At 72.3% G+C, this 25255-nt stretch carries 13 protein-coding genes; 3 read left to right on the top strand and 10 right to left on the bottom strand.

The genetic code is table 11. The features are described from left to right. Positions 1–235: 235 nt before the first annotated feature. The 3 genes from ACZ4RZ_RS27270 to ACZ4RZ_RS27260 all read left to right on the top strand — a co-directional run bounded on the left by ACZ4RZ_RS27270 (position 236) and on the right by ACZ4RZ_RS27260 (position 4770). The gene (locus ACZ4RZ_RS27270; protein WP_467748420.1) at positions 236–433 is read left to right on the top strand and encodes a DUF4236 domain-containing protein; all 198 of its coding nucleotides are present in this window, start codon (positions 236–238) and stop codon (positions 431–433) included. Positions 434–973: 540 nt separating this feature from the next. After that, positions 974–2503 carry a helix-turn-helix domain-containing protein gene (locus tag ACZ4RZ_RS27265; RefSeq protein ID WP_467748418.1) on the top strand — a complete coding sequence of 510 codons (1530 nt, stop codon included), beginning with the start codon at positions 974–976 and terminating at the stop codon, positions 2501–2503. A 317-nt stretch (positions 2504–2820) separates the two neighbouring features. Then, entirely contained in the window at positions 2821–4770 is a 1950-nt protein-coding gene (locus ACZ4RZ_RS27260; protein WP_467748416.1) for a serine/threonine-protein kinase, read from the top strand. 58 nt (positions 4771–4828) lie between these two features. Here ACZ4RZ_RS27260 and ACZ4RZ_RS27255 read toward each other — a convergent pair whose 3' ends face one another. From ACZ4RZ_RS27255 to ACZ4RZ_RS27210, 10 genes are all read right to left on the bottom strand, one after another. Continuing rightward, positions 4829–5590: a tryptophan 2,3-dioxygenase family protein gene (locus tag ACZ4RZ_RS27255; protein ID WP_467748414.1), complete on the bottom strand. Its 762-nt coding sequence runs from the start codon at positions 5588–5590 to the stop codon at positions 4829–4831. Beyond that, the gene (locus ACZ4RZ_RS27250) at positions 5587–6837 is read right to left on the bottom strand and encodes a pyridoxal phosphate-dependent aminotransferase (protein ID WP_467748413.1); all 1251 of its coding nucleotides are present in this window, start codon (positions 6835–6837) and stop codon (positions 5587–5589) included. Before ACZ4RZ_RS27250 ends, ACZ4RZ_RS27255 begins: the two co-directional genes overlap by 4 nt. Beyond that, positions 6837–7769, bottom strand: a complete 933-nt coding sequence (locus ACZ4RZ_RS27245) for a class I SAM-dependent methyltransferase (RefSeq protein ID WP_467748412.1) — start codon at positions 7767–7769, stop codon at positions 6837–6839. The genes ACZ4RZ_RS27250 and ACZ4RZ_RS27245 overlap by 1 nt, the downstream gene beginning before the upstream one ends. 30 nt (positions 7770–7799) lie before the next feature. After that, positions 7800–8549: an SDR family NAD(P)-dependent oxidoreductase gene (locus ACZ4RZ_RS27240; RefSeq protein ID WP_467748410.1), complete on the bottom strand. Its 750-nt coding sequence runs from the start codon at positions 8547–8549 to the stop codon at positions 7800–7802. A gap of 123 nt (positions 8550–8672) precedes the next feature. Next, positions 8673–9308: an O-methyltransferase gene (locus tag ACZ4RZ_RS27235; RefSeq protein ID WP_467748408.1), complete on the bottom strand. Its 636-nt coding sequence runs from the start codon at positions 9306–9308 to the stop codon at positions 8673–8675. Next, positions 9305–10075 carry a thioesterase II family protein gene (locus tag ACZ4RZ_RS27230; protein ID WP_467748406.1) on the bottom strand — a complete coding sequence of 257 codons (771 nt, stop codon included), beginning with the start codon at positions 10073–10075 and terminating at the stop codon, positions 9305–9307. Before ACZ4RZ_RS27230 ends, ACZ4RZ_RS27235 begins: the two co-directional genes overlap by 4 nt. Further along, complete coding sequence (locus ACZ4RZ_RS27225) at positions 10072–11265, bottom strand: Gfo/Idh/MocA family oxidoreductase (RefSeq protein ID WP_467748404.1); 1194 nt, start codon at positions 11263–11265, stop codon at positions 10072–10074. Before ACZ4RZ_RS27225 ends, ACZ4RZ_RS27230 begins: the two co-directional genes overlap by 4 nt. After that, complete coding sequence (locus tag ACZ4RZ_RS27220; RefSeq protein ID WP_467748402.1) at positions 11262–12398, bottom strand: saccharopine dehydrogenase NADP-binding domain-containing protein; 1137 nt, start codon at positions 12396–12398, stop codon at positions 11262–11264. The genes ACZ4RZ_RS27225 and ACZ4RZ_RS27220 overlap by 4 nt, the downstream gene beginning before the upstream one ends. Next, positions 12395–17899, bottom strand: a complete 5505-nt coding sequence (locus tag ACZ4RZ_RS27215; protein WP_467748400.1) for an amino acid adenylation domain-containing protein — start codon at positions 17897–17899, stop codon at positions 12395–12397. Before ACZ4RZ_RS27215 ends, ACZ4RZ_RS27220 begins: the two co-directional genes overlap by 4 nt. Continuing rightward, positions 17896–25233 (bottom strand): amino acid adenylation domain-containing protein, encoded by a 7338-nt coding sequence (locus ACZ4RZ_RS27210; RefSeq protein WP_467748398.1) that lies wholly within the window; start codon positions 25231–25233, stop codon positions 17896–17898. Before ACZ4RZ_RS27210 ends, ACZ4RZ_RS27215 begins: the two co-directional genes overlap by 4 nt. Positions 25234–25255: the final 22 nt, after the last annotated feature.

The raw sequence follows: 25255 nt of genomic DNA, 5'->3' as shown, positions 1-25255 counted from the left end.
TTCATTGATGTGCGCGTACCCACCGCAATCCTGCCGCCACGACTGATGGACCGATCCGCTAAGGTAAGGCTAAGTTAGGTAGCCCTTACCGGGGTGGCGGCTGCGGGGCGCCTCAGATATCTCGATGTCGAGATAACTCTAGTACATGGGCGCGGGCTGGTCATGCCCGGCCTCCTTCGGGGTACCCGGTGTCGGCCGGGGACCACCCGGCGTAACCGTCACAGGGGGGCAACCCATGCCACTCACGTTCCGCAAGAGTTTCCGCATCCTTCCCGGAGTGCGGCTCAACATCAACCGCCGCTCGCGGTCGATCACCACAGGCGGCCGACACGGGCCACGGCGCACGCACAGCAGCACCGGGCGCCGGACGACATCCATGGACCTGCCGGGGCCCTTCGGGTGGCGGCGGACGACGCGGCGGCGGGGGCGGTGACTTCCGGGGGAAGAGGACCCACGTGCCTCCGGGAGCATATGGGGCATATGCTCCCGGAGGCACTGGCCCATGCGCCCCCGGGGAGCACAGGCCCATGCGATGGAGTGAGCACGCCAGTTGGACACCATGGCAGTGTCGGTCTGCAGAGCAGTCGAGGCTCGTCAAGGTCGCCTCCAAGCTCACGCAGGGCGACGAGCGCACTCTGCGTGAGGAGTTGGAGCCCTTCCCGGCGCGCCCCGATCGACTGCGATCCCGGCTCCACCCGCGCCGCCATGACCCACCGCGGTACGCGCGGTAACCGACGAAGCGGCCGAACTCGACATAAAAGACCTCAAGGCCGACGAACCGTCATGGAAGCGCCCCTTCGCGGCACTCGTCGGCGGCGACCCCAAGCGGCAGCCGCCCGGGTGTCCCGCCACCGTCGCCGCTCTCCCGGAACACGGCGCCCGAACTCCCCTGCGACCAGCGCTTCATGACGTCCGATACCCGGAAGGACGCGCTCCATTTTTGTTTATCTCACATCCGATATACGGTCGCGCCATGGCAGACGACTACCTCGTACGCATCGGCAAGCTCATCCGTGACGCCCGGCAGCACCGGGGCTGGACACAGTCGCAACTTGCCGAGGCGCTCGGCACCAGTCAGAGCGCCGTCAATCGCATCGAGCGCGGCAACCAAAACATCAGCCTTGAGATGATCGCCCGAATCGGTGAAGCCCTGGACAGTGAGATCGTCTCACTGGGCTACGCGGGTCCGATGCATCTGCGCGTCGTCGGCGGACGTCGTCTGTCCGGCTCGATCGACGTCAAGACCAGCAAGAACGCGTGCGTGGCGCTGCTGTGCGCGACGCTCCTGAACAAGGGGCGCACGGTGCTGCGCCGCGTCGCCCGTATCGAAGAGGTGTACCGCCTTCTGGAGGTGCTCGGTTCGATCGGCGTCCGCACCCGGTGGATCAATGACGGGGTCGATCTGGAGATCGTGCCCCCGAGCGAGCTGGAGATGGAGGCCATCGACGCGGAGGCGGCCCGCCGCACCCGCTCGATCATCATGTTCCTCGGCCCGCTGCTGCACCGTATGGACCACTTCAAGCTGCCGTACGCGGGCGGTTGCGACCTCGGCACGCGCACGATCGAGCCGCACATGATCGCGCTGCGCCGCTTCGGTCTCGACATCGCCGCCACCGAGGGGCTCTACCACGCGCAGGTGGACCGCTCGGTCTCCCCCGGCCGCCCGATCGTGCTGACCGAGCGCGGCGACACCGTGACCGAGAACGCGCTGCTCGCCGCCGCCCGCCACGACGGCGTGACGGTCATCCGCAACGCGTCCTCCAACTACATGGTCCAGGACCTGTGCTTCTTCCTGGAGGCCCTGGGCGTACGGGTCGAGGGCATCGGCACGACCACGCTCACCGTGCACGGCGTGCCGAACATCGACGTCGACGTGGACTACTCGCCCTCCGAGGACCCGGTCGAGGCAATGAGCCTGCTGGCCGCCGCGGTGGTCACCGAGTCCGAGCTGACGGTGTGCCGGGTGCCGATCGAGTTCCTGGAGATCGAGCTCGCGGTCCTGGAGGAGATGGGCCTGGACCACGACCGCACGGCGGAGTACTTCGCCGACAACGGCCGTACCCGTCTGGTCGACCTGACCGTCCGGCCCTCCAAGCTGGAGGCGCCGATCGACAAGATCCACCCGATGCCGTTCCCCGGCCTGAACATCGACAACGTCCCCTTCTTCGCGGCCATCGCGGCCTCCGCGCAGGGCAAGACGCTGATCCACGACTGGGTCTACGACAACCGGGCGATCTACCTCACGGACCTCAACCGCCTCGGCGGCCGGCTCCAACTCCTGGACCCGCACCGTGTGCTGGTCGAAGGCCCGACCCGCTGGCGCGCCGCCGAGATGATGTGCCCGCCCGCGCTGCGACCCGCCGTGGTCGTCCTGCTGGCGATGATGGCGGCCGACGGCACGTCCGTGCTGCGGAACGTGTACGTCATCAACCGCGGCTACGAGGACCTCGCCGAGCGGCTCAACACGATCGGCGCACAGATCGAGATCTTCCGGGACATCTGAGCAACCCTTCGACAGCATGCCGCCGCACCCGATCCGGCCGGCCCGAGCGCAGGCCAGGAGCGGTGCGGCGGCATTCGTGCGACTTCTCCCGGGTCTTTGCGGTCACCGCACGGCGGCGCGGGCGCGTTGTCACCGGCCGTCGACTTGACGGTGAGGTGGCTCTTCACTCTCCAAAGCGTCCGCGAAGGACCCCGGGAGCGCGCCCGGCGACGGCGCCTCTGGAGGCCCCTGGGGAGCCTGCGACGGACTCCGCAGCGGGACGCGAGGGACCCGTGATGCAATGGGACCCGCGAGCAGATCTTGGGGTGGAGTGGGGCGTGTTGAGCAACGGTGAGCCCGGCGCGGGGAGTTTCCAGCCGCTGGAGGACGGCGATCCGCAGGTCGTGGGCGGTTATCGGCTGACGGCACGGCTCGGGGCCGGCGGTATGGGGCGGGTCTATCTCTCGCACACGCCGGGCGGGCGGGCCGTCGCGGTCAAGGTGATCCGGCCGGAGCTTGCCGAGAACGCCGAGTTCCGGAAGCGGTTCCGGGCCGAGGTGGCGGCGGCGAGCCGGGTGCACGGGCTCTATACGGCTCCGGTCGTGGACAGCGACACCGAGGGATCCATGCCGTGGTGTGCGACCGCGTATGTGCCGGGGCCGTCCCTCGCCGACGCGGTGCACGACCACGGGCCGCTGCCCGTCGACACCGTGCTGCGGCTGATCGCCGGTGTCGCCGAGGCACTGCAGGCAGTACATCGCGAGGGCATCGTGCACCGGGACCTGAAGCCGTCGAACGTGCTGCTCGCCGCAGACGGGCCGCGCGTCATCGACTTCGGTGTGGCGCGTGCCGCGGATGCCACGTCGGTGACGCAGAGCGGAACGGCGCTCGGCACCGTCGCCTATATGGCACCGGAGCAGGTGCTCGGCGCCGAGGCCGCGCCCTCGGCCGATGTGTTCGCACTGGGGCAGACCGCCGTGTTCGCGGCGACGGGCGGTGCCGCCTTCGGGGACGGGGACCCGCATGCGGTGCTCTACCGGGTGGTGCACGAGCAGCCCGACCTCAGTCATGTGCCGGGTGAGATACGCGAGTTGGTGGCCTGGTGTCTGCGCAAGCCCGCCCCCGAGCGACCCTCCGTCGAGGAGGTCATCCGCTCCGTTCAGACGATCCAGGCGCAACGTGGTGACGATGCGCGGTACGCCTCCGGAGCGTGGCTGCCAGGAGAGCTGGCGGCGGGGATCGCGGCTCGGACCGAAGAAGCCGATCAGGCCCGGGCGGGAGCGGCTCCGGGCCCTCTCGGACCCGGCGGTTCCGAAGCGACACCCGGCGGCTTCGGGCCGACGCCCGCCGGTTCCGGACCCGCACCGGGCGGTTTCGGACCCGCGCCCGCCGGATCCGGGCCGACGCCCGGCGGTTTCGGACCCCCCACCCCGATGGCCTACTCCCCCACCTCGCCGTCCCATGCCGCGCTGCCCGGACCGTTTGTGATGGGGCATCCGGCCGCGCCGGGGGCATACGCTCCGCCCGCGGGGCCGCAGGAGCCGGCCGCCGCGCAGACCTCCTCGGTGGCCACGGATGGCAACGGTGGCAGGGGCCGGGTCTGGATGCTGGCGGCGGCCGCCGTGGTGCTCGTCGCCTGTGGGGCGACCGCCGCTCTGCTGCTCGTCCCGGGGGACAGTGGCAAGAGCGACGACCGGGCGCGGGAGGTGGCCGCGTCACGGTCGGCCCAGACCGCCAGGACGTCGCCGTCGCCGTCCGGCTCCCCGTCCACCACGGCCTCGAAGAAGCCGAAGCCCGCCAAGTCCGCGCTGCCTCCGAGCCCTTCGGGGCCCCCGACGCCCACGCGGGCCGCGACCTCGCCTCCTGCGGGCGCCGCGTCCAGCGAGCCCACGGCCCCGAAGGCCCCCGTCCCGGTGAGTTACCCGGGGATCCGGATGACCGCCAGCCACGACCTGTATCTGGGGGACACCCCGGTGCGGTCCAAGGCGGACACCGGGAGCTCCGACGAGGATCTGACGTACGCCGTCTACTCCTCGGGCGCGGTCGTCGCCCCCGGCACCACGTCCGGCAGCTCACTTGCCCTGCTGCCGGTGGGGCGGCAGGGCGGCCTGGACGCGTGCAAAGCGGCGACCGGCTACAAGAGCTACATCTGGGTCAAGGACCTCACCGTCGGTCAGCAGATGTGCGTCACCAGCGGGACGGGGCACGTGGGGCTCGTGACGTATCGGGGCTCGTCCGGGACGACGTACGCCACCTTGGACGTGAAGGTGTGGCGCGACGCGGCCTAGGAAGTGGTGGTGCCGTCCCCTTGCGGAGCTCTGCTGGGCCTGTTCGGTGGCACGGGCCTCACGAGGGGCCGTGCGGGCAGGCGGTGGGGTTCGTCCGGCCGTGCGGCTCGTCCCGTCTGTGCAGCCCCTCGCGGACGGCCCTCAGCTCGGGGAAGGGCATGCGGATACGGCTCGCCAGATAGGCCGCGCCCGCGGTGCCACCCGTGCCGGCCAGCCCGCCCACCGTGCGGTCCACCAGTGCCAGGTGGGCCAGCTTCCAGTGCCAGAAGCGGTAGCCGATGTCGAGCAGAGTCTCGGCGAGCCGGTGGGGCGGGCCCGCGCCGGAAGCGCCGCGTGCGCAGACCTCCTCCACGCTGGTGCCCCGGGTGGCGAGGGCCTTGAGGAAGGCCCGGTACAGCGGGCTCTCGTCGTCGTCGGCCGTCCCGAGTCTGACCTCCAGTGCGTGGAATCCCTGCGACTGAGCCCCACTTGCGGTGCCCAAGTGGGGCCGGAACGCGGCGAACTGCCGGACCGGCAGCCGCTCCAGGAGCCGTACGGTGTCCTCCAGGATGCGCACCACCTCCGCGACCCGGGCGAGATACTCCAGCGCGGACTCGATACCGTCCGCCGCGCCCGGCCGGCCGCCGTCGGTGAGCGCCTCGGTCGCGGCGTCCAGGTCGTGCAGGGCCTGCGCGAGCCAGAGTTCGCTGGTCTGGTGGGCCACGATGAAGAACAGCTCGGCCGAGCCGGTGGCGGTGTCGTCGTCGGCAGGGCGCAGCGGCACCTGGAGCGACAGCAGCCGCTCCAGGCGCAGATAGCCCGCGTAGTCGGGGCCGGTCACGGGTCCCCGCCCCGGGACCGGAGGTCGGCGGCGTGGGCGAGGAGCCGCTCGACCCCGGTGTCGAGTTCGGCGGGGTCGCCGCAGAACGCCAGCCGGACCAGGCTCCTGCTGTCGGGCGCGGGGGCGGCGGAGAGGATCCGGCCGTCGTCCGACAGCACGGGACGCAGCGCGAATCCGGCGGCCGGTGCCACCCCGACGTCGTACTTCTCCAGCAGCCCCGCGGCGAAGGAGTCCGCGTCCACCCCGACGGGGCCGAGGTCGAGTACGGCGTACCAGCCGCCCTGCGGGAGTTCGCCGAGCAGACCCGCGTCGCGCAGGGCGGGCAGGGCGCGGTCCCGGTTGGCCCGCACCATCCTGGCGTTCTCCCGGGCACTGTCGCGTGCCTTGAGCGCGGTGAGCCCGGCGTACTGGACCGGGGTCGACGGGCCGATGATGCTCGCCTCCTGCACCACGCGCAGGGCATGGGCGGCGGCCGGGTTCGGGGTCACCACGTACCCCAGCCGGTAGCCCGTCATGGCGAGGCTCTTGGAGAAGGTGAAGGTGCTGAAGACGCGCCGTTCGCACTCGGGCAGGCCGTGCTCCAGGGAGGCGAAGGAGACGTGCTCGCCCTCGTACACGAAGTGCTCGTAGGCCTCGTCGCTGATGATCTGCAGGTCGTGCTCCCGCGCCAGCTCCAGGATGCCCTCCATCAGCTCCGTGCCGAGGACCGCGCCGGTCGGGTTGGCCGGGGAGTTGATGAGTACGGCGCGGGTGCGAGGGGTGATGGCGGCGCGGATCGCCTCCGGGCTGGGCCGGTAGCCGGGCCCGAGGGCGTAGAACACGGGCTGGAAGCCGGCCAGCAGGACCTGCTGGAGGTGGATGGGCCAGTGGAGTTCGGGCAGCAGCAGTTCGTCGCCCCGGTTGGCCAGGGACTGGAAGAGCGCGGCGAGTCCCTGGCAGGAGCCCGGGGTGACGAACACCCGGTCGGGGCTGGTGCGGTGGCCGTTCTCCGTCTCCAGCTTGACCGCCAGCGCCTCGCGCAGCGCGGGCATGCCCTCCGCGGAGGTGTAGGCGGTCTGGCCGTGGTGCACGGCGTGCTCCACGGCCAGGGCGACCTCGCGCGGCGGCGGGAAGTAGGGCTCCCCGACGTGGAGTTTGATGACCGGCCGCCCCGTGGCCCGCTCGCGGTCCTCCGCGGCGCGGAAGACCTCGTGCAGGCACGACGGGGGGATGGTGCCGGCCCGGGATGTCCCGGATATTTCATCCATCAGTGGCCGCCGTTACCGCGGCCGTCACCGTTGCTGCCGTCGGTCCCGTCGTTGCCCCCGTCGTTGCCGGGGACGAACTCGTAGATGAAGAAGCTCTGCAGCTCGGCCGGCCGGTCTCCGATGACGTGCTTGGAGATCTGCTCGAAGCCGTTGACGGCGAGCTCGTGCTCCACGATGAGCGGCGAGAGCTTGTGCTCCTCCTCGAACGCCGTGACCATGTCGTCCTTGGTGATCTGCATCTCCGCGATGGCGACGGGCCAGTGGTCCCGCTCGATCGCGTAGTCGATCACGAACTTGTACCAGTTCCACAGGGTCCTGCGGCGGCGGTCCTCCAGGACGCGGGACCACTCGGGAACGGTACCGTCCTTGGCGTAGGCCTCGATCTCCTCATGGCTGGCCAGCAGATGGCCGCCGCCGAGCTCGATGACCTCCGCGCCCTTCAGCCGCCGTACGTCCTCGGGGGTGCAGTACTCGGGACAGAACTCGTCGCCGAGTATGAAGCTGCCCGACTCGCCCAGCAGCTCGCGGGCGTGCCGGAGGTGGCTGTGCGGCAGGTGGTGGTGGCTGCCCCAGGAGATGATGATGTCCAGCGGCTTCCGCCAGTCCACGAACGAGTCGGTGAAGACCTCGGCGTTCGGGTGGCCGGCGAGCCGTTCCCGGGCCTGGCGCGCCGAGTTGGCCGCGATCTCGTTGGCGACGACCCGGCAGTCGGGCAGCCGCTGCGCGAGCAGCTCGGAGAGCACACCGGAGCCGGAGCCGACGTCGATGACGGTCAGCGGGCGTCCGGCCGTCTCCCGCTTCTTCGCGACCAGGTCGACGATGAGCTGGTCGCCGTCGCTGATGTCCGGGTGGCCGTCGCGCATGGCGGCACCGACGTCGACCCGCTTGAATTCTTCGCGGCCGTAGATCGTGGTGGATTCCTCAGTGCTCATTCTGTTCTTCTCCCTCGGCCTTTTCTGGCATTACGAAGTGCGCCCACCGTCAACGGGAATGAGCGCGCCGGTCACCCACGCGGAGACTTCCGGGTCGAGCAGGTGACACACCCAGACGGCGATTTCCTCCGGCTTTCCGAATCGGCCGAGCGGAGTGCTCTCGACCATGTCCTTGCGCAGGTTTCCGACTCTTTCCGGGGTGAGTCCGAGATCGTCGTACATCGGGGTGTCGACCGGGCCCGGCAGTACGGCGTTGACGCGGACGAGCGGCGCGAGTTCGCGCGCCAGGGAGCGGGTGAGGCTGTTGAGCGCCGCCTTGGACGCGCCGTACATCGCGCGGTTCGGCATGGCCAGCGTCCCGCCCACGGACGTCACGTTCACCACCGAGCCCGAGCCGGCGCGGAGCGCCGGCAGCGCTGCTCGGATCAGGTGCGCGGGGCCCAGCAGATTGACGCCGAGCATGGCGTCCAGGTCGTGCGGATCGGCCTCGGCGAGCGGGCCGAACCGGGCCAGACCCGCGTTATTGACCAGGCCGTCCAGGGTGCCGAAGCGGTCGAGGGCGGTGCGTACCGCGCCGTCTGCCTCAGCGGGGCGGCTGATGTCGGCGGGATGCGCCAGGGCGTACGCGTCGGTGTACGGCCCGGCGGTCTCCTTCAGCAGGGCCACGCGCCGGCCGACGAGCGTCACCCGGGCTCCGGAGTCGAGCAGGCGCCGGGCGACCGCGCGTCCTATACCACTGCCGGCTCCGGTGACGAGGAAGGTCTTTCCGTCGAGGCTCATGGAGAACTCGCGCTCGCTTTCTCTGCCGGGCCTTTTTCGTGGCTTTCCAGCGGCTCACCGGAAGCCTACGAGTACTCGGCCCCGGTCGAGAGATTTCTTTCAACGGCCGTAAAGAACGCGGAATTACACCCGCCGGATGAGGGTGACGCCCTCGCGCACGGTGAGGATCACCTGCTCGACCCGCGGGTCGTCGCGCACCTTCTCGTTGAAGGCCCGCAGCGCCACCGTGTCGGGCTTGTCGTCCAGGGGATTGGCCACCCCGCCGAACTGCAGGACGTTGTCGACGGCGATGACTCCGCGCTCGGCGAGCTGCGGCAGTACGGCGTCGTAGTAGGCGCCGTACCCGGTCTTGTCGGCGTCGATGAAGACGAAGTCCCAGGGCCCTTCGAGGGTCTTGAGCTGTTCCAGCGCGGGTCCGAGCCGCAGCTCGATCCGGTCGGCGTACGGGGATGCGTCGAAGTGCCGGCGGGCGATCTCCGCGTGCGTGGGGTCCAGCTCGCACGTCACCAGGCGTCCGTCCGGTGGGAGTTCGGCCGCCATGCTGAGCGCCGAGTACCCCGTGAAGGTGCCGATCTCCAGGATCGTGCGCGGCCGGAGCAGATGGACGAGCATCGCGAGGAGGCGACCCTCCAGCGGGCCGACCATCATCTGCGGCAGCGTGCAGACCGTGCGGGTCTCCTCGGCGAGTGCGGCCAACAGGGGTGGTTCGCCGGTGGAGTGCTCTTCCGCGTACGCCTCGACTGTGGGCCTGACGATCACGCTGCCTCCCGGTCCGCCGTGCTGAGCAGCCAGGTGGCGAGATCGTCCTCCTGGCCGCGGAAGTAGAAGTGGTCGCCCTCGAAGAGGCGGAAGCTGAATCCACTGCGGGACATCTCGGCCCACGCCTCGGACTCCTCGGGCGTCACCTCCGGGTCGCGGTCGCCGACGCAGGCAGCGACCGGGCAGGACAGCACCGCGTCGAGGCGGGGCCGGTAGCGCTCGACGAGCCGGTAGTCGGCCCTGAGGGTGGGCAGGACGACCCGGCGGACCTGGGCGTTGCCCAGCAGCAGCGAGGGGGTGGCGCCCAGCCGGGAGAGCTCGTCCCACAGCGTCTCGTCGTCCAGGTGCTTGGAGCCGGGCTTGTGGTGGCGGGGCGCGGGCCGCCCGGACGCGCACAGCATCGCCGGGCGCACCCCGTGCACGGTCTCCAGGCGCAGCGCCACCTCGTGGGCGACGGCGGCTCCCATGCTGTGCCCGAACAGGACGACGTCCCGGTCGAGGGCGGGCAGGATCGCGTCGCTGATCCGCCGCGCCAGCTCCGCCATGTCGGTGATGTGGGGTTCCTCCAGGCGGTCCTCGCGCCCGGGGTACTGCACGATGAGCGGTTCGGCCGCGGCCAGGACCCGCTTGGCCAGGGTGCGGTAGAAGCTGGCCGAGCCACCGCCGTGCGGGAACACGACGATCCGGCGCCGCGCCCCCGGTCGTGGCCAGTAGCGGCGGAACCAGGTGTCGTAGGAGGAACTTCCGGTGGTCGTCGCGGTGTTCATGTACGGGTCCTCGGAGTGGGCACGGCGGTACTGGTCCTCGGAGTGGGCACGGCGTTTCCGGCCCGCGGAGTGGGCGGGCCGTCCGTGAGGTCCGCGGCGGCCAGAACCTGTGGCGCGGGCGTGTCCCGGTGCAGCCGGACCGGTCCGAAGCGGTCCGTGATGTCGCGGGTGAGCCGGCACAGCGTCAGGTGGTACTGGCCGTCCTTGCCGGGGTCCGCGCCGGTTTCGATGTCGTGGCGCAGTGCCTGGAGCGCGCGGGCCGCACCCTGGGGCCACAGGTCGCGCAGGATTTCCCGGTAGTCCGGGGAGGTCTCGGGTCCCAGTGGCCGCGCGCTGGGAAGGCCGAAGTGCGCGGCCGTCGACTCCTCCATGCGGACGGTGTCCCGCATGTCGTCCGGCATATGGGGGCGGGGGCTCCACAGAAGCGGGCCGTGGGTGTTGAGCAGGGTGAGGTTGCCGCCCTCGGTGTAGAGGGTGATGCGGTGGAAGAGGTGGGTGTGGTTGTCGGGGTCGGCAGGGTCCATGTCGTTCTGCAGCCGCAGCGTGCACGGCACCCCGGCGACGACCCCGTCCAGACTGCGATGGACGGGCTCCGACGACGCCAACTGACATACATCCTGGGGCAGTTCGGCAACCTTGCCGAAGGCCCAGGGGCGCACTCCGCCGAGTGTGCGGCCCAGGATGTCGAGCAGGGTGTAGAGCACCTGGAACGCGCAGGCCGCGTCTATGTGCAGGGCGCGCTGCCGGGCCAGCAGCCGACGGCCCGTCTCGATGAACCGGCGTACGGGCTCGACGTGCACGTAGTGGGTGTTCAGCCGGTACGCCACCCGGTGCTCCCGCGCGGTACGCAGACAGTCGGTCAACTCGCGTCCGTGCAACGGGTGTTCCTGGAGTACGTGATGGCCGCGGCCCATCAGCTGCTCGGCGAGCCGGGCGCCGGGGCCGCCGTTGATGCCCGCGCCGACCACCACACAGCAGGCCTCGACGTCCTTGGGGATCTGTTCCGGGTCGGTGAAGAGCGGTACGCCGTAGTGCCGGACAATGCGCGTGGAGCGTTCGCTGCCCCGGGCCAGGACTCCGGCCAGCTGGTACGGCGAGTCGGCGCGCGCGGTGGCCGCCAGGTAGATCCGGCCGAACTTGGTTCCGCACACCACGACTTGAGGCCGACCCCCGCCCGTCGACGGGCTCACAGCTCGCCCTCCTCCGTGTCGCACACCTCTTCGACCGGCCGGACGAAGACGTCGAGGGCGGACACGGCCGGCAGCGCCCTGAGCCGTTCGACGACGGGACCGGGGTCGAGGACCTCGGCGGCGTAGTGCACCCCGCCGGGGACCCTCCCGGTGAGCACGGCGGTGGTGGCGACGGCCGCGACCGTACCGGTCAGCTCGTAGGTGTCGGAGCCGCGCAGCACCAGGCTGCGCACCGCGGGGCGGCCCGCATTCCGGCCGGTCAGCTCCAGGACAAACAGCTGGTACGGGTCCCGGCCGAACAGGTCGAGGGCGGCGGCCTCCATGAGCTCCCGCGCGGCGGGTTCCAGCGCGCTCTGTCCGGACATGGCGCCCTGGAGCCGGCCGAGGGCCTTCAGCATGCGCGAGCCGCCGTCGAAGACGTTGTACCAGTCGACCGTGGTCAGGCCGAGGGCGCGGGCGAGCCGCTCGACCTCGTAGCTGAGATAGGGGTACGCGCTCACCGTGCCGGGAAAGAAGGGCAGTTCGGTGTCGGCGAGCGGGACGAGGGCGCGCAGCACCCGGGCCCCGTCCCGCCATGCCGACTGGGCCTCGCCGTAGGCGCCGCCCAGGCTGAGCAGGTAGTCCCCCGCGCCGGCGGGCGTGAGCCGGTCCATGGTGCCGACGTAGCCGAGCAGCCGCTCGGGTTCTTCGACTCCCTGGGCCGCGAGCCAGCGCGGCAGCAGGCCGGTGAGGCCGGGCATCATGCCCGCGGTCAGCACGGCGGTGCGGCCCCGGGCGGCCAAGTCCCGTGCGGACAGCGCCTGGTGGACCGGCTCGTCGCCGCCCGCGTCGACGTAGTCGGCACCGGCGGCGAGCGCCGCCGCGGCGACCGTGTCGAGGACCCGGTAGGAGGGCCCCGCGCAGTTGACCACGATCCGGCAGTCCGCGCAGAAGGCGGTCAGGGAGGCGGGATCGGTCAGGTCGACGGCGCGGGGCTCGGCCCGGCCGCCCAGGTGCTCGGCGTACCGGGTGGCCTCGTCCAGGCGGCGGCCGCCGATCCGCACCCTCGACGCGGGGTGTGCGGCGGCGATCTCCCGCGCGGCGACCGCGCCGACTGCGCCGTAGCCGCCGAGGACGGCGATCGTCGTGGTCACGTGTGGTCCTCCTGGTGTGCGGGGAGTGCGGTGAGTACGGCGGTCAGGTCCGGCACGTGCTCGGCGGACAGGCAGCCGAAGTGGTCACCGGGGATGTCCCGCGTCCGGAGCCGGCCCAGGCAGAGGTCGCCCCAGTACCGGGTCATGTCCGCGCGCAGCGACGGCCACAGCGGGGTCTCGTCCCGGTGGACGAGCAGGGTGATGTCACCCGTGTAGGGGTCGGCCTCGTGGTGGGCGGCCGCCTCGGCGAGCCCGCGTTGGGCGGCGTACCGCTCCCGCACCGCCTCCGCGGTGAGGCCGAGGGCCGCGGCGATCTCGGCCAGCCGGTCGACCGCCGGCAGCGCGGCGCGGCGGGCGAACACCGCGGCCACATCGGCCAGTTCGCCGTCGAGCCGGGCCGGCGCGTCCGCTGGAACGCGGCCCGGGGTCCGGGCCAGCACCGCCGCCAGGGCCGCTCCGCTGCGCTGCTGGTCCGGGAAGCCGAGGGCGCGCAGGTCGAGTCCGCTGCCGAGGGCGAAGAGGTACTCCGCGAAGACCGGGTCCTCGACCAGTGCGGGCAGCGGATAACTGCTGATCACGGTGAGTTCGACGTCGGCGCCGCCCTCGGTGAGCTGCCGGGCGGTCTCGGCGGCGAGCAGGGCTCCGCTGTGCGCGCCGACGAGATGGAACCGGGTGTATCCGGTGCCGCGCAGCAGCCGGGCGCGGTCGTGGGCGACGCGCGCGATCAGGGCGGACGGCGCGACCTCCCCGTAGGCCGTGAGCGGGTGCGCGGCGGAGGCGTCGACCAGGGGCCCGGCGTCCTCCAGGGCCTCGCACAGCTCGGCGTAGCCGCCGGTGGCGGGGAAGCCCTCGCGCTGCGGTGCCCACAGCCAGTCGTCCGCGCCGTCGGCGGGTGCGAGCGGCCCCGGCGGAAGGACGGCAGGCTGCGGCATGTCCCTCGTCGGCTCGGGAGCGGCGGGCGCCGTGCTCAGCGTCTCGGCCAGCCGGGAGATGCTGGCCCCGTTGAGGAGTTCGCGCAGCAGTTCGTCGAAGAGGGCGTGTTCCGCCTCCGGAATCTCCTCGCGCAGGCTGCCTACGAGCTGCGCCGCGAGCAGTGAGTCGCCGCCGGCCTCGTAGAACGTCTCGTTCCTGCCCACGCTCCGGGTACCGAGGACCTGGCACCACAGCGTCATGATCCGCTGCTCCAGATCGGTCATCGGCGACGGGTCCGCGGTGCGGGCCGGCTGCGCGGCCCGGCGCGAGGCCAGCCAGGACCGCAGGGTGCGGCGGTCCACCTTGCCGTTGTCGGTCAGCGGCAGTGCGTCGACGACCTGGACCTGCGCGGGGACCATCTCCTCGGGCAGCCGCTGCGCCGCGTGCGCGAGCACGTCCGCGGGGCGCACCTCGGCACGGTCCGCCTTGAACCGGGCGGCGAAGACGTGCATGCCGATGGCGGAGAGCGGGTCGTCCGCGCCGGGCAGGCACAGGACGGTCTCCCCGCCGGCCCCGGCGATCAGGTCGAGCCATTGGTCCCGGGCCACGAACGTCTGGTCCTTGCCCTGGCGCACGTCCTCGAAGTCACCCGCGGTGGCGTCGAAGAGGAACTCCATCGAGGTGAGGATCTGGTAGTTGTCGCGGGTGGTCTCGATGAACACGAGCCAGCCGCCGGGGGCGAGCATCTGCCGCATCCGGTCCAGGACCGTGGCGGCGTTGCGCGAGTAGTGCATGACGTTGCCGCACAGGATGACGTCAAGGGAGTTGGGCTCGATGCCCTGGGCGCGGAAGTCGTCGTTCATGTCGAACAGGGCGTAGTGGACCCACGGGAAGTCGGTGAACCGCTCGGCGGCCTTGTTGAGGAAGAACTGCGACACGTCGGTGAAGAGGTAGGAGCAGTCGGTGCCGGCCAGCCGGGGCACCGCCTCCACGCTGACACCGCCCACGCCGGCGCCGACCTCGAGCAGCCGTACGGTGCCGCGGTGCGCGCGTTCGTCGGCGATGCGGCGGACCACGGAGGTGGCGATGCGGTTGAGGTAGGAGTTGAGGAATCCCTGCGTGTAGGCGGCTTCCTGGATGTCCAGGCTGCCCTCGGGGAAGAGGAGTTGGACCGGATCCTGTTCGTCGCGCAGGAGTTGCGGGAGGTGGGCGGTCGCCTTGCGGAAGTACGCAAGGAGTTCCGAGCCGTCCTGGGCGGAGGGCAGCAGTTCGTCGACGCGGCGCCAGGCCCGCTCGACGTCGCCGGGGGCCGCCCGGCGCACCGCGCGGTAGCCGCCCTCGCCCGGCCGGTGTTCGAGGAACCCCTCGCGCTCCAGCGCCCCGAGCCAGCGGCGCACCAAGCGGTGGTGCTTGGCGGCCACCTTCGCGGAGGCGAGGATCTCGGCGAGCGGGTGGTCGGCGTCGGAGGTCGCGAAAAGGCCGCTGTCCTGCAGGACGTCCATCATGGCGAGCAGCGCGGCCTCGTCCAACTGCCGGGCGAAACCGACGACTTGCGCCGCGTCGACGCCGGAGCGGACCTCCTCGCCCTCCTCCGCGACGGCGGACACGAGCGCGGTGCCGTCCTTTCCGGGCAGCGCACCGGTTCCCGTGCGGGCGGTCTCCACGAACCCCACCAGCCGCCGCTCCAGCGGCCGTTCGCCCTCGACGACGACAGCGCTCGCGGCCACCGCCGGGTGGGCCTGGAGCGCCGCCTCGACCTCGGCCGCCTCGATGCGGTGGCCGCGGATCTTGACCTGCCGGTCGTCGCGGCCGAGGAACTCGATCTCACCCGAGGGCAGACAGCGGCCCAGGTCGCCGGTGCGGTAGAGGCGTTCGCCGGTGCGCGGATGGCGTACGAAGCGCTCGGCCGTCTTCTCCGCGTCGTGGAAGTAGCCCGCGGCGAGCCCGGCTCCCGCGATGTGGAGATCGCCGGCGACCAGGTCGGGGCAGGGCTCGAAGTCCGCGTCGAGCACGTGGAAGCGCTGGTTGGCGAGGGGCGTGCCGTACGGGATGGACCGCCAGTTCTCCGGGACCTCGCCGATCGGGTGCAGGATCGACCAGATGGACGCCTCGGTCGCCCCGCCCAGGGACACGACCTGGAGCCCGGGCACCTTCGCGCGGATCGCGTCGGGCAGCCGTACGGGTATCCAGTCGCCGGACAGCAGGGCCAGGCGCAGCCGGGGCAGCGGGGTGGGGGTGCTGCCCAAGTACTCGTTGACCATGTGGAGTTGGGCGGGCACGGAGTTCCAGAGCGTGACGCCGTGCTCGGCCAGGAGGCCGACCCAGTGGGAGGGGTCGGCGCGCCGGGCCGGGTCGGGCAGGACGAGGGCGCCGCCGGCGGCGAGGACGCCGAAGACGTCGTAGACGGAGAGGTCGAAGCCCAGGTTGGCGAGGGCCAGGACGCGGTCTTCGGAGTCGACCCGGAAGCGATGGTTGATGTCGTCGATGGTGTTGACCGCGCCCCGGTGCGTGATCATCACACCCTTGGGGCTGCCGGTGGAGCCCGAGGTGTAGATGACGTAGGCGAGGTCGTCGGGGTCGCGCAGCCGCTCCGGGAGCCGGTCCGGCACCGGTTCCGGTACGAGGGTGTCCACGGCGATCGCGGTGATGTCCCCGGGCAGTTCGGTGGTGCCGGACCGCACCAGGGCATGCCGGGTCCCGGCGTCCTTGAGCATGCGCTCGCGACGGGCGGCCGGCTGGTGGGTGTCGACGGGGATGTACACGGCGCCCGCGATCAAGGTGCCGAGCACGGCCGCGATCTGCTCCCAGCCCTTGTCCGCCACGACGGCGACGGGGTCGCCGGGCGCGCATCCGCTCTCCCGCAGCGCGCGGGCCACGGCGGCAGCGCGCGCCGCCAGTTCACCGTGGGTGAGACGGTGGATTCCGGCGATCACGGCCGGGGCGTCCGGCGTACGCAGCGCGGCGGTGAGCGCGCCTTCGTGGAGCAGCGCCTCGGGCAGCGGCGCCTCGGTGGCGTTCGCCCGGGTCCGGCTCTCCGCCTGCGCGGCGGGCAGCCGTACGGGGGCGGCGAGGTCCCAGACCTCGTCGCCGTCGGCCATGCGCTCCAACAGGTCGCGGAACGAGGCGAACATGTCCTCGACGACCGAGTCGGCGAGGACGCCGTCGCGCACGTCCCAGTTGACGCCGAGTGTCCCGCGGTTCTCCATCGCCTGGCAGTCGATCCACACCTGCGGGGTCTGACTGATGCCATGCACCAACTCCCCGTCCGGGACGGCGTGTTCATCGCCGTCCGGGGTTGCCGCCCCGTCACTGTCGCTGTCGCGGAGCCCGATGGCGCTGGTGAAGACGACCGGCATCAGGGCCGCCTCCTGGCCCCGGCGGCGGGCGAGTTCGCGCAGCACCTCCACTCCGGAGAACAGTCGGTGGTCGAGGTCTTCGAAGAGCTGCTCCAGGACACCGGTGGCGCGTTCGGCGAAGGTGGTGCCCTGCCGGCGGTCGACTGCGAGCAGCTCCACCGAGGTGAAGTCGCCGATGAGGGAGCCGACTTCGGGATGCAGCGGCAGCCGGTTCAGCAGAGTGAGGTCCAGGGTGAACCGCTGCCGCCCGCTCCACCGGCCCACCACCTCGGCGTACGCGGCCAGGACCGCGCCGGACGGGGTGAGGCCGCGCTGGACGGCACGCTCGCGCAGGGCGCGCCAGCGGTCGGCCGGGAGGGTCAGCTGGTGGCGGTGGAAGCGGGCAGGGCCCTGTGCCTTCGGGCCCTCGCGCAGGGGGAGGGCGGGAGCGGGCGGCAGGTCGTCGACGCGTTCCAGCCAGTAGGCGCGGTCGCGTTCGTAGCGGGGGCCCTGGCGCAGTCGGCGTTCGGCGAGCAGATAGTCACGGAAGGTGATGGACGGTTCGGGCAGGGTGGCGTCCGGGTCGGCGTACAGGGTGCGCAGTTCGTCGAGGAGCAGGTGGATGGAGACGTAGTCGGCGATCAAGAAGTCGAGCGAGAGATGCAGCAGCGCATGGTCCGCGAAGCGGCTGATCCGCAGGTCGAACAGCGGCCAGGTGCCGGTCGGCAGCACCTGGTTCTCCATCTCCTCGCGCACCATCGCGAGCGCCGTCGCACAGGCGGCGCGCGGCGCGCGGCGCAGATCGGTGACCGCGATGCGGTAGGGCGGCACGGAGGGCAGGACCCGTTGCGCCCCCTCGTCCTCGACCACGGCCCGCAGCATGTCGTGCCGGTCGACCAGCGCCTGCCAGGCGGCTTCGAGGCGTGCTGGGTCGAGAGCGGCGAACCGCAGCTCGCCGTAGGCGTGGCAGGCCACCGATCCGTAGTCGAAGACGTCCCTGCGCCCCAGCAGATAGGCGGTCTGCACATCGGTGAGCGGGAACGGCGTGTGCCGCTCGGCGGGGACCGGGGTCACCGTGGCGCGCTCGCGTTCGGCCCTGAGGTGGCCGAGCACGGCGCTCTTGTGGGCGCTGAGGGTGGCACGCTGTTCGCCGGTCAGCGCGCCCAGCGGCGCGCGGAAGCGGAGCTTGCCCGATTCCTCCCACAATTCGACACCGCTGGCCTCCAGTTCGGCCAAGAGCCCGGCGAGGTTCATAGGACTCCTTCTTCCATGGGGATCAGGGCAGTTGCGCTGCGTTGTTCCTCGATGAGCCGGGCGAGCGCCTCGACGGTCGGCGCCGAGAACAGCCGGCGCAGGGTGAGGCGGACCCCGGTGATGCGGTGCAGTCGCTCGGTTGCGCGGGTCGCGGTGAGGCTGTCGCCGCCGAGGGCGAAGAAGCTCTCGCCGCGGCCGACCCGTTCGACGCCGAGCAGTTCGCCGAAGAGGGCGGCGACCGCGGTCTCCAGCTCTCCCCTGGGCGGCTCGTCGGCGACCGGTGCCTCGTCGCCGAGGGCGGCGGCCAGCGCGGTGCGGTCGACCTTGCCGTTGGCGGTGAGCGGAAGCCGGTCCACGATCTCGACGCGGTCCGGGATCATGTAGCCGGGCAGCCGCTCGGTGAGGGCGGCGCGTACGGCGGCGGGTTCGGGGGCCGGTGCGCCGGCGACGGCGAACGCCACGATGCGGTGACGGGGGCGCTCCCCCACGGTGAGGGCGACGGCCCGGGCGATCCCGGGGTGTTCCAGGAGCGCGGCCTCGACTTCGCCGAGCTCGATGCGGTGACCACGGATCTTCACCTGGTGGTCGGCCCTGCCGAGGAACTCCAGGATGCCGCCCGGGCGGTAGCGGCCCAGGTCACCCGTGCGGTACCAGCGCCGTCCCGCGTGCTCCACGAAGTGCTCCGCGGTGCGCTCCGGGTCGCCGCGGTAGCCGCGGGCCACCCCGGAACCGCCGATCCACAGCTCTCCCGGCACCCAGTCCGGGCAGTCCCGGCCGAGACTGTTCACCACCCGGAAGCGCTGGTTGCGCAGCGGGTGCCCGTACGGGATGGACGGCCAGCCGGGGAGCGGCTCCGCCACGGGGTACGCGTTGGACCAGATCGCGGCCTCGGTGGCGCCGCCGAGGGCCACCAGGCGGCAGCCGGGTTCCTGTGCCGCCAGCCGTCCCGGCAGGTCGAGGCCTACCCAGTCGCCGGAGACCAGGGCGAGGCGCAGGGAGCTGCGGACCTCATGTGCTGCGCCCCCTCCGCCCCTGCCCGTCCCGTACCTGGGGGCTGCCGCCCCCGTACCCCCGCCATCGGCCTTGACGGTCTCCTCCTCAGACGCCGGACGGGCCGAAATCAGTCCCTCCGCTGCCACCAAGAGCATGTCCAGCAGGGCGGGCACCGTGTTCCAGACCGTCACCCGGTGCGTGTGCAGCAGGTCCAGCCAGCGGTGCGGTTCGCGGCGGTCGCGTTCGTCCACGAGGACGAGGACGCCGCCGGCCGAGAGGAGGCCGAAGATGTCGTACACGGAGAGGTCGAAGTCGAGGGCGGAGAGGGCGAGTACGCGGTCGTCGGGTCCGACGCCGAAGCGCTCGCCGATGTCCTCGACCGTGTTCACGGCGGCGCGATGGGTGGTCTCCACGCCCTTGGGTTCACCGGTGGAGCCCGAGGTGAAGATGGTGTACGCGAGGTCCGTGTCCTTGACGGAGACCGGTGCGCGCAGGGCCGGTCCTGTCGTACGGGCGACCTCGGTGTCCAGGGTGCGCAGGCCGTCCGGCCACTGCGTACGGGCGATCAGGTCGACGTCGGTCAGCACGGCCACGGCTCCGGAGCGACGCAGGATGCGGTCGCGGCGGGCCGGCGGCTGATCCACCCCGACCGGCACGTAGAAGGCCCCCGCGGCGAGGGCGCCCAGCACGGCGGTGATCTGGTCGGGCCCCTTGGGCAGGGTGACCGCCACCGGGTCGCCGGGTTGCACGCCCGCGGCCCGCAGCGCACCGCCGACCCGCAGCGCCCGCCGGGCGAGCTCGCCGTGGTCCAGCCGGCCGCCCCGCCACAGCAGCGCGGGCCTGCCGGGGTCCGTCGCGGCTCGAGTGAAGAAGGGCTCGTGCAGCAGCCGCCCGCTCATGGGAGCGTCCGTGGCGTTCACAGCGGCGCGCACCACCGCCTGATCGGCGGGGAGTTCGGGGTGGACGGGCCGGTTCCAGTCGGTTCGGGCGAGGCTGTCGAGGAGCCCCTCGTAGGCGGCGAACATGGTGGGCAGGAGACCTGCGGGAAACAGCTCCTCCACGGCGTCCCAGTTCACCGAGATGCCGCCGTCGCGTTCCACGACCTGGCAGTCGAGCCACACCTGCGGGGTCTGGGACAGCCCGTGCACCTGCTCGCCGAACGGCAGGGTCAGATCCGCGAGCCGGTCGGACACGCCGAGAGTGCTGGTGAAGACCACCGGCATCGCGACTTCCATGGCGCCGTCGCGCTGGGCGAGTTCGCGCAGCACCCACAGCGCCGAGACGGAGCTGTGCTGCAGCCCCTCCCAGATCTGCTGCTGGAAGCGGCGCGCCGAGCCCGCCCAGCTCTCCCCGGCGTGCGGCCGGTGGCCGACCAGCAGCAGCGAGGTGAAGTCGCCGACGATGTTGTTGATGTCGGGGTGGACCTCGCGTCGGTCGAACAGGGTGAGGTTGAGGGTGATGTCGGGCTGTGCGCTCCAGGCGGAGAGCACGTCGGCGAACGCGGTGGCGAGTACCGCCGAGGGCGTGAGTCCCGCGGCGCGGGCCGCTTCTGTGATCGCCCGCCAGGTCCTGGGCGGAACGGTGAACTCCCGTCGGGTGAACCGGGGCCGGCCGATCTTCTCCGGGTCGACGGCGAGCGGGAGCGCGGGGGCCGGCGGCAGCGTGGGCAGCCTGCCGGTCCAGTACTCCTTGTCCCCGGCAAGCTCCTCGGGGTCCGGGGCGGCCTGGAGGACGTAGTCGCGGAACGAGACGTCGACGGGCGGGAGTTGGGCCCCGGGGTCCTCGTAGAGCTGGGACAGTTCCCAGAACAGGGTCATGATGCTCAGCGCGTCGAGCACGATGTAGTCGAAGCCGAACGAGATACGGGTCCGGTCGCCGTCGTAGCGGGTGGCCGCGACATGGCAGAGCGGCCAGCTGCTCACGTCGAACACCCGGTGGTCAAGGGCCGCGCGCTGCGCCCGCAGGGCCTCTTCGGAGCGGCCGGGCGGCGCGTCGGTGACGTCGAAGCCGAAGCGCGGGACTTCGGGCAGGATGCGCTGGTTGCCGTCGTCGTCGAAGACGGCCCGCATCATCTCGTGCCGCTCGACCAGCCGGTTCCAGCTGTTCTCCAGTCGCTCCAGGTCCACGTCGCGGCCGTCGAACTCCCAGTACCAGTAGGACCCGACGCCGCCAAGCGTGAAGTCCGCGCCGCGGCCCAGCCAGTAGGCGCGCTGCACGTCGGTGGCGGGGAACGGCTCGTGACGCCGGTCGGGGTCGGCGGTGACGAGCGGCAGCCGGGTGGGCCGGCCGAGGACGAGTCCGGCGGCGAAGTCGCGCAGGGCGGGGGCGGCGAACAGGCGGCCCAGGTCGGCCCCGTGCAGCCCGGCCGCCCGCAGCCGGGTGAGCAGCCGCGTGGCGAGCAGGCTGTCCCCGCCCAGCGCGAAGAAGCCGTCCGTGCGCCCCACTCGCTCGACGCCGAGCAACTCGGCCCACAGTTCGGCCACTTGCTGTTCCACCGGGCCCTGCGGAGCCTCGTGCTCGACGGCCTGCTCGGCGCCGTCGCCGGCCTCGCGGGCGAGCAGTGTCCGCAGGGCGGCCCGGTCCACCTTTCCGTTGGCGTTCAGCGGCAGCGCGTCCAGCACCTTGACCCGGTCGGGGACCATGGCGGGCGGCAGACGCCGCGCGAGATGCTCGCGCAGGAGCTCCGGCCATGGCTGCGCCGGGGGTTCCAGCGGCGACACGGAGGTGGCTTCGCCTCGCGGTGCGGAGAGCACCTCGGCCGGCGGCGCGGAGAGCACCTCGGCTTGCGGTGCGGAGGGGGCTTCGGCTCGCGGCGCGGACTCTTGGGTCTGCGGCCCGGAGAGCACCCCGGCCGGCGGTGCGGAGAGCACCTCGGCTTGCGGTGCGGAGGGGGCTTCGGCTCGCGGCGCGGACTCTTGGGTCTGCGGCCCGGAGAGCACCCCGGCCGCCGGCGCGCAGAGCACCTCGGCTTGCGGTGCGGAGGGGGCTTCGGCTCGCGGCGCGGACTCTTGGGTCTGCGGCCCGGAGGGCACATCGGCCGCCGGCGCGCTGAGCACCTCGGCTTGCGGTGCGGAGGGGGCTTCGGCTCGCGGCGCGGACTCTTGGGTCTGCGGCCCGGAGGGCACATCGGCCGGCGGCCACGACGATCCCTCGGCCCGCAGCTCGGTCGGCTCTCCCACCCGCGACCGTGCTTCCAACCGCGGCTCGGACGCCCCTTCCGCCGACGGCACGGACGGCTCATCCGCCCGCATCGCAGACGGCTCCTCCCCCCGCAGTACCACCGCCGCAGCCAGCCGGGACACGGGCCCGCCCACCGCGACCACCGCCGCCGCGGCCACCGCGGGGTGCTCCTTGACCGCGGCCTCGATCTCGCCCGGCTCGATCCGGTGGCCCCGGATCTTCAGCTGGAAATCGGCCCGGCCGAGGAACTCCAGGCAACCGTCGGGCCAGTAGCGGGCCAGGTCGCCGGTGCGGTACCAGCGCAGCCCGGCGCGCTCCACGAACCGGTCGGCGGTGCGCTCCGGATCCCCGCGGTAGCCGTCGGCCACCGAGGCGCCGCCGATCCACAGCTCGCCCGGCACCCAGTCCGGGCAGTCCCGGCCGCGCGGGTCGACGACCCGGCAGCGCTGGTTGGGCAGCGGTACGCCGTACGGCACCGAAGTCCACTCAACGGGAGCCCGGGTGACCTCCTGGACCGTGGAGTGGATCGCGGTCTCCGTGGTGCCGCCGAGCCCGGCGAACCGTACGGAGGGGAACACCTGCCCGGCCCGCTCGGGCAGATCAGCGCCCACCCGGTCGCCGCCGAGCAGCACCACCCTCACCCCGGCCGTGGCCCCGGCTCCCTCGGCCGCCTCCAGGAGCATCTCCAGCAGCGTCGGCACGCAGTTGACGACCGAGACGCCACGGCCGCGGACGAGGTCGAGCCACACCTGTGCGTCACGCCGCTCCTCCTGCCGTACGCAGACCACGGCTCCGCCGGCCGAGAGGGGGCCGAAGATGTCGTACACGGACAGGTCGAAGTCGAGCGCCGAGACGGCGAGGGTCCGGTCGTCGGGGCCGATGCCGAAGCGTTCGTTGAGCGCCAGCACGGTGTTCACGGCGCTGCGGTGGGAGACCTCCACGCCCTTGGGTTCGCCGGTGGAGCCGGAGGTGTAGATGACGTACGCGATCCGGGCCGGCGGCACGGCACCGGGTTCCGGCAGCGGGGACGCCAACCGAGCCTGGTCGAGGGTCTGTTCCGTCACGGTGAGGCAGGCGCCGCAGGACGCGGCGATCCTGGCCCGGCGGTGCTCGGGCTGGTCGACGCCCACCGGGACGTAGGTGCCGCCGGCCGCGAGCACGCCGAGTACCGCGACGATCTGGTCCGGGCTCTTGGGCAGCGTGACCATGACGGCGTCGCCCGGGGTCAGCCCCTGGGAGCGCAGCAGTCCGGCGAGCCGCAGCGCGCGGTCGGCGAGTTCGCCCCGGCTGAGCGAACCGTCCGCCCAGAGCAGCGCGGGCTGCCCCGGGTCGGCCGAGGCGGCGGTGAAGAAGGGGGCGTGCAGGGTCTGCGCGGGGTACGTCCGGTCGGTGGCGTTGACGGTGGCGCGGATGTCGCGCTGGGCCGGCGGCAGCAGGTCGGGCATCGGGTCGGTCCAGCGGGCGGCCGGGTCGGTCAGCCGGTCGAGCAGGGTGCGGCAGGCCGCGAACATCCCGTCCACGAGGCCGTCGGGGAAGAGCGCCTCGACGGCCTCCCAGTTGAGCTGGATGCCGCCGTCGTGCTCCACCACCTGCAAGTCCATCCACACCTGCGGTGTCTGGGAACTGAGCCACACCGGCTCGCCGAGCACCTGGCGCACGTCCTTCTCGAACAGTTCGCCCATGCTCAGCGCCGAGGTGAAGACCACTGGGGCGAGCGCGGCGCCGGGGCGGACGCGGGACAGTGCGCGCAGCACGTCGGTGCCGGAGAAGTCGCTGTGCGCGGCCGCCTCGCGGAACTGCGACTGCACCCGGCGGGCCCGGTCGGCGAAGGACTCCTCGCGGGTGGCGTCGACGTCGAGAAGCAGCAGACTGGTGAAGTCACCCACCATCGCGGGGACTTCGGGGTGGAGGGGCTCGCGGTCGAACAGCGGGAGGTTCAGCAGGAACCGTTTCTCCGCGCTCCAGGCCGCGAGGGTCTCGGCGTAGCAGGTGGCCAGCACCATGGACGGGCTCAGACCGTGCTCGCGGGCGCGGGCGGACAGCGCTTCGCGCCGGTCGGGCGGCAGCCAGTGGGTGCGGCGGGTGGTGCGGGGACGGTCGAGGCGCTCCGGGGGCCCGGCGAGCGGGAGTTGGGGGCCGCCGGGCAGGGTGTCGAGGCGCCCGGTCCAGTAGGCGCGGTCGCGCTGGTGGTTCCGGGGCGGCCGGGCGGTGCGGTCGGCCAGGTAGCGCGGATAGCTGTAGCCGAGCGGGGCCGGTCGCCCGCCGGGGTGTGCGTAGAAACGCGCCAGGTCGGCGAGGGCGATCCGGAAGCTGAGCGCGTCGCAGACCAGCATGTCGACGTCGATGTGCACCCGGCCGGTGCCGTTCGGCAGGAGGCTGAGGCGGACGTCCAGCACCTGGCCGCCCGCCACGTCCAGCTTCTGGTGGGAGAGCCGCTCGCGCAGCCGGTCCAGTTCGGCCCGGGCGGCCTCCTCGGTTTCGCCGCGCAGGTCGTGCACGGTCCCGAGACCGGTCGGCCGGTCGGTGATCCGCTGGGTGCCGTCGGGCAGGAAGCGGGCGCGGAACATGGCGTGACGGGTGGTCAGCGCGCGCACCGCCGCGTCGAGCCGTACGGGGTCGAGGGCGGGTCCGTCGAACTCGAAGTAGAAGTGACCGGCCACGTCGCCGAGTACCTGTCCCTCGCCACGGCCCACCCAGTAGGCGTGCTGCATCGGGGCGAGGGCGAAGGGGGCCGACTCGTCGAACGGCGAGGAGTCCTCGGTGAGTTCGTCGGCAGATGCCGGCACAGCGTCGTCGGCCGATGCCGGCACAGCATCGTCGGCGGACGCCGGTACAGCGTCCTCGGCCGATGCCGGCAAAGAGTCCTCGGCCGATGCCGGCACAACGTCGTCGGCCGATGCCGGCAAAGAGTCCTCGGCCGGCGCCGTGGCGGCGTCCCCCGTATGCCCGTTGTCGCCGGTACGCCCGTCCACGAGGGCCCACCACTCGCCCAGCCGTGGCTGCTCGACAAGGTCGCCGAACCTGATCTCCGCGCCCTGCCTGCGCCATTCACCGGCCAGCCGCATGATGCCCATCGAATCCAGCCCCAGGGAGGTCAGGTCGTCCTGGTCGCCGATGCTTTCGGGCGCTTCGTCGAGCAGTTCGGCAACGGCCCTGCGCATTCCCTCAAGCGTTATTCCCATG

This window comes from Streptomyces sp. NPDC027189 (assembly GCF_055566975.1).
Note: the sequence above shows the minus strand (reverse complement) of the source record. Positions and strands in the feature narration are given on the sequence as shown.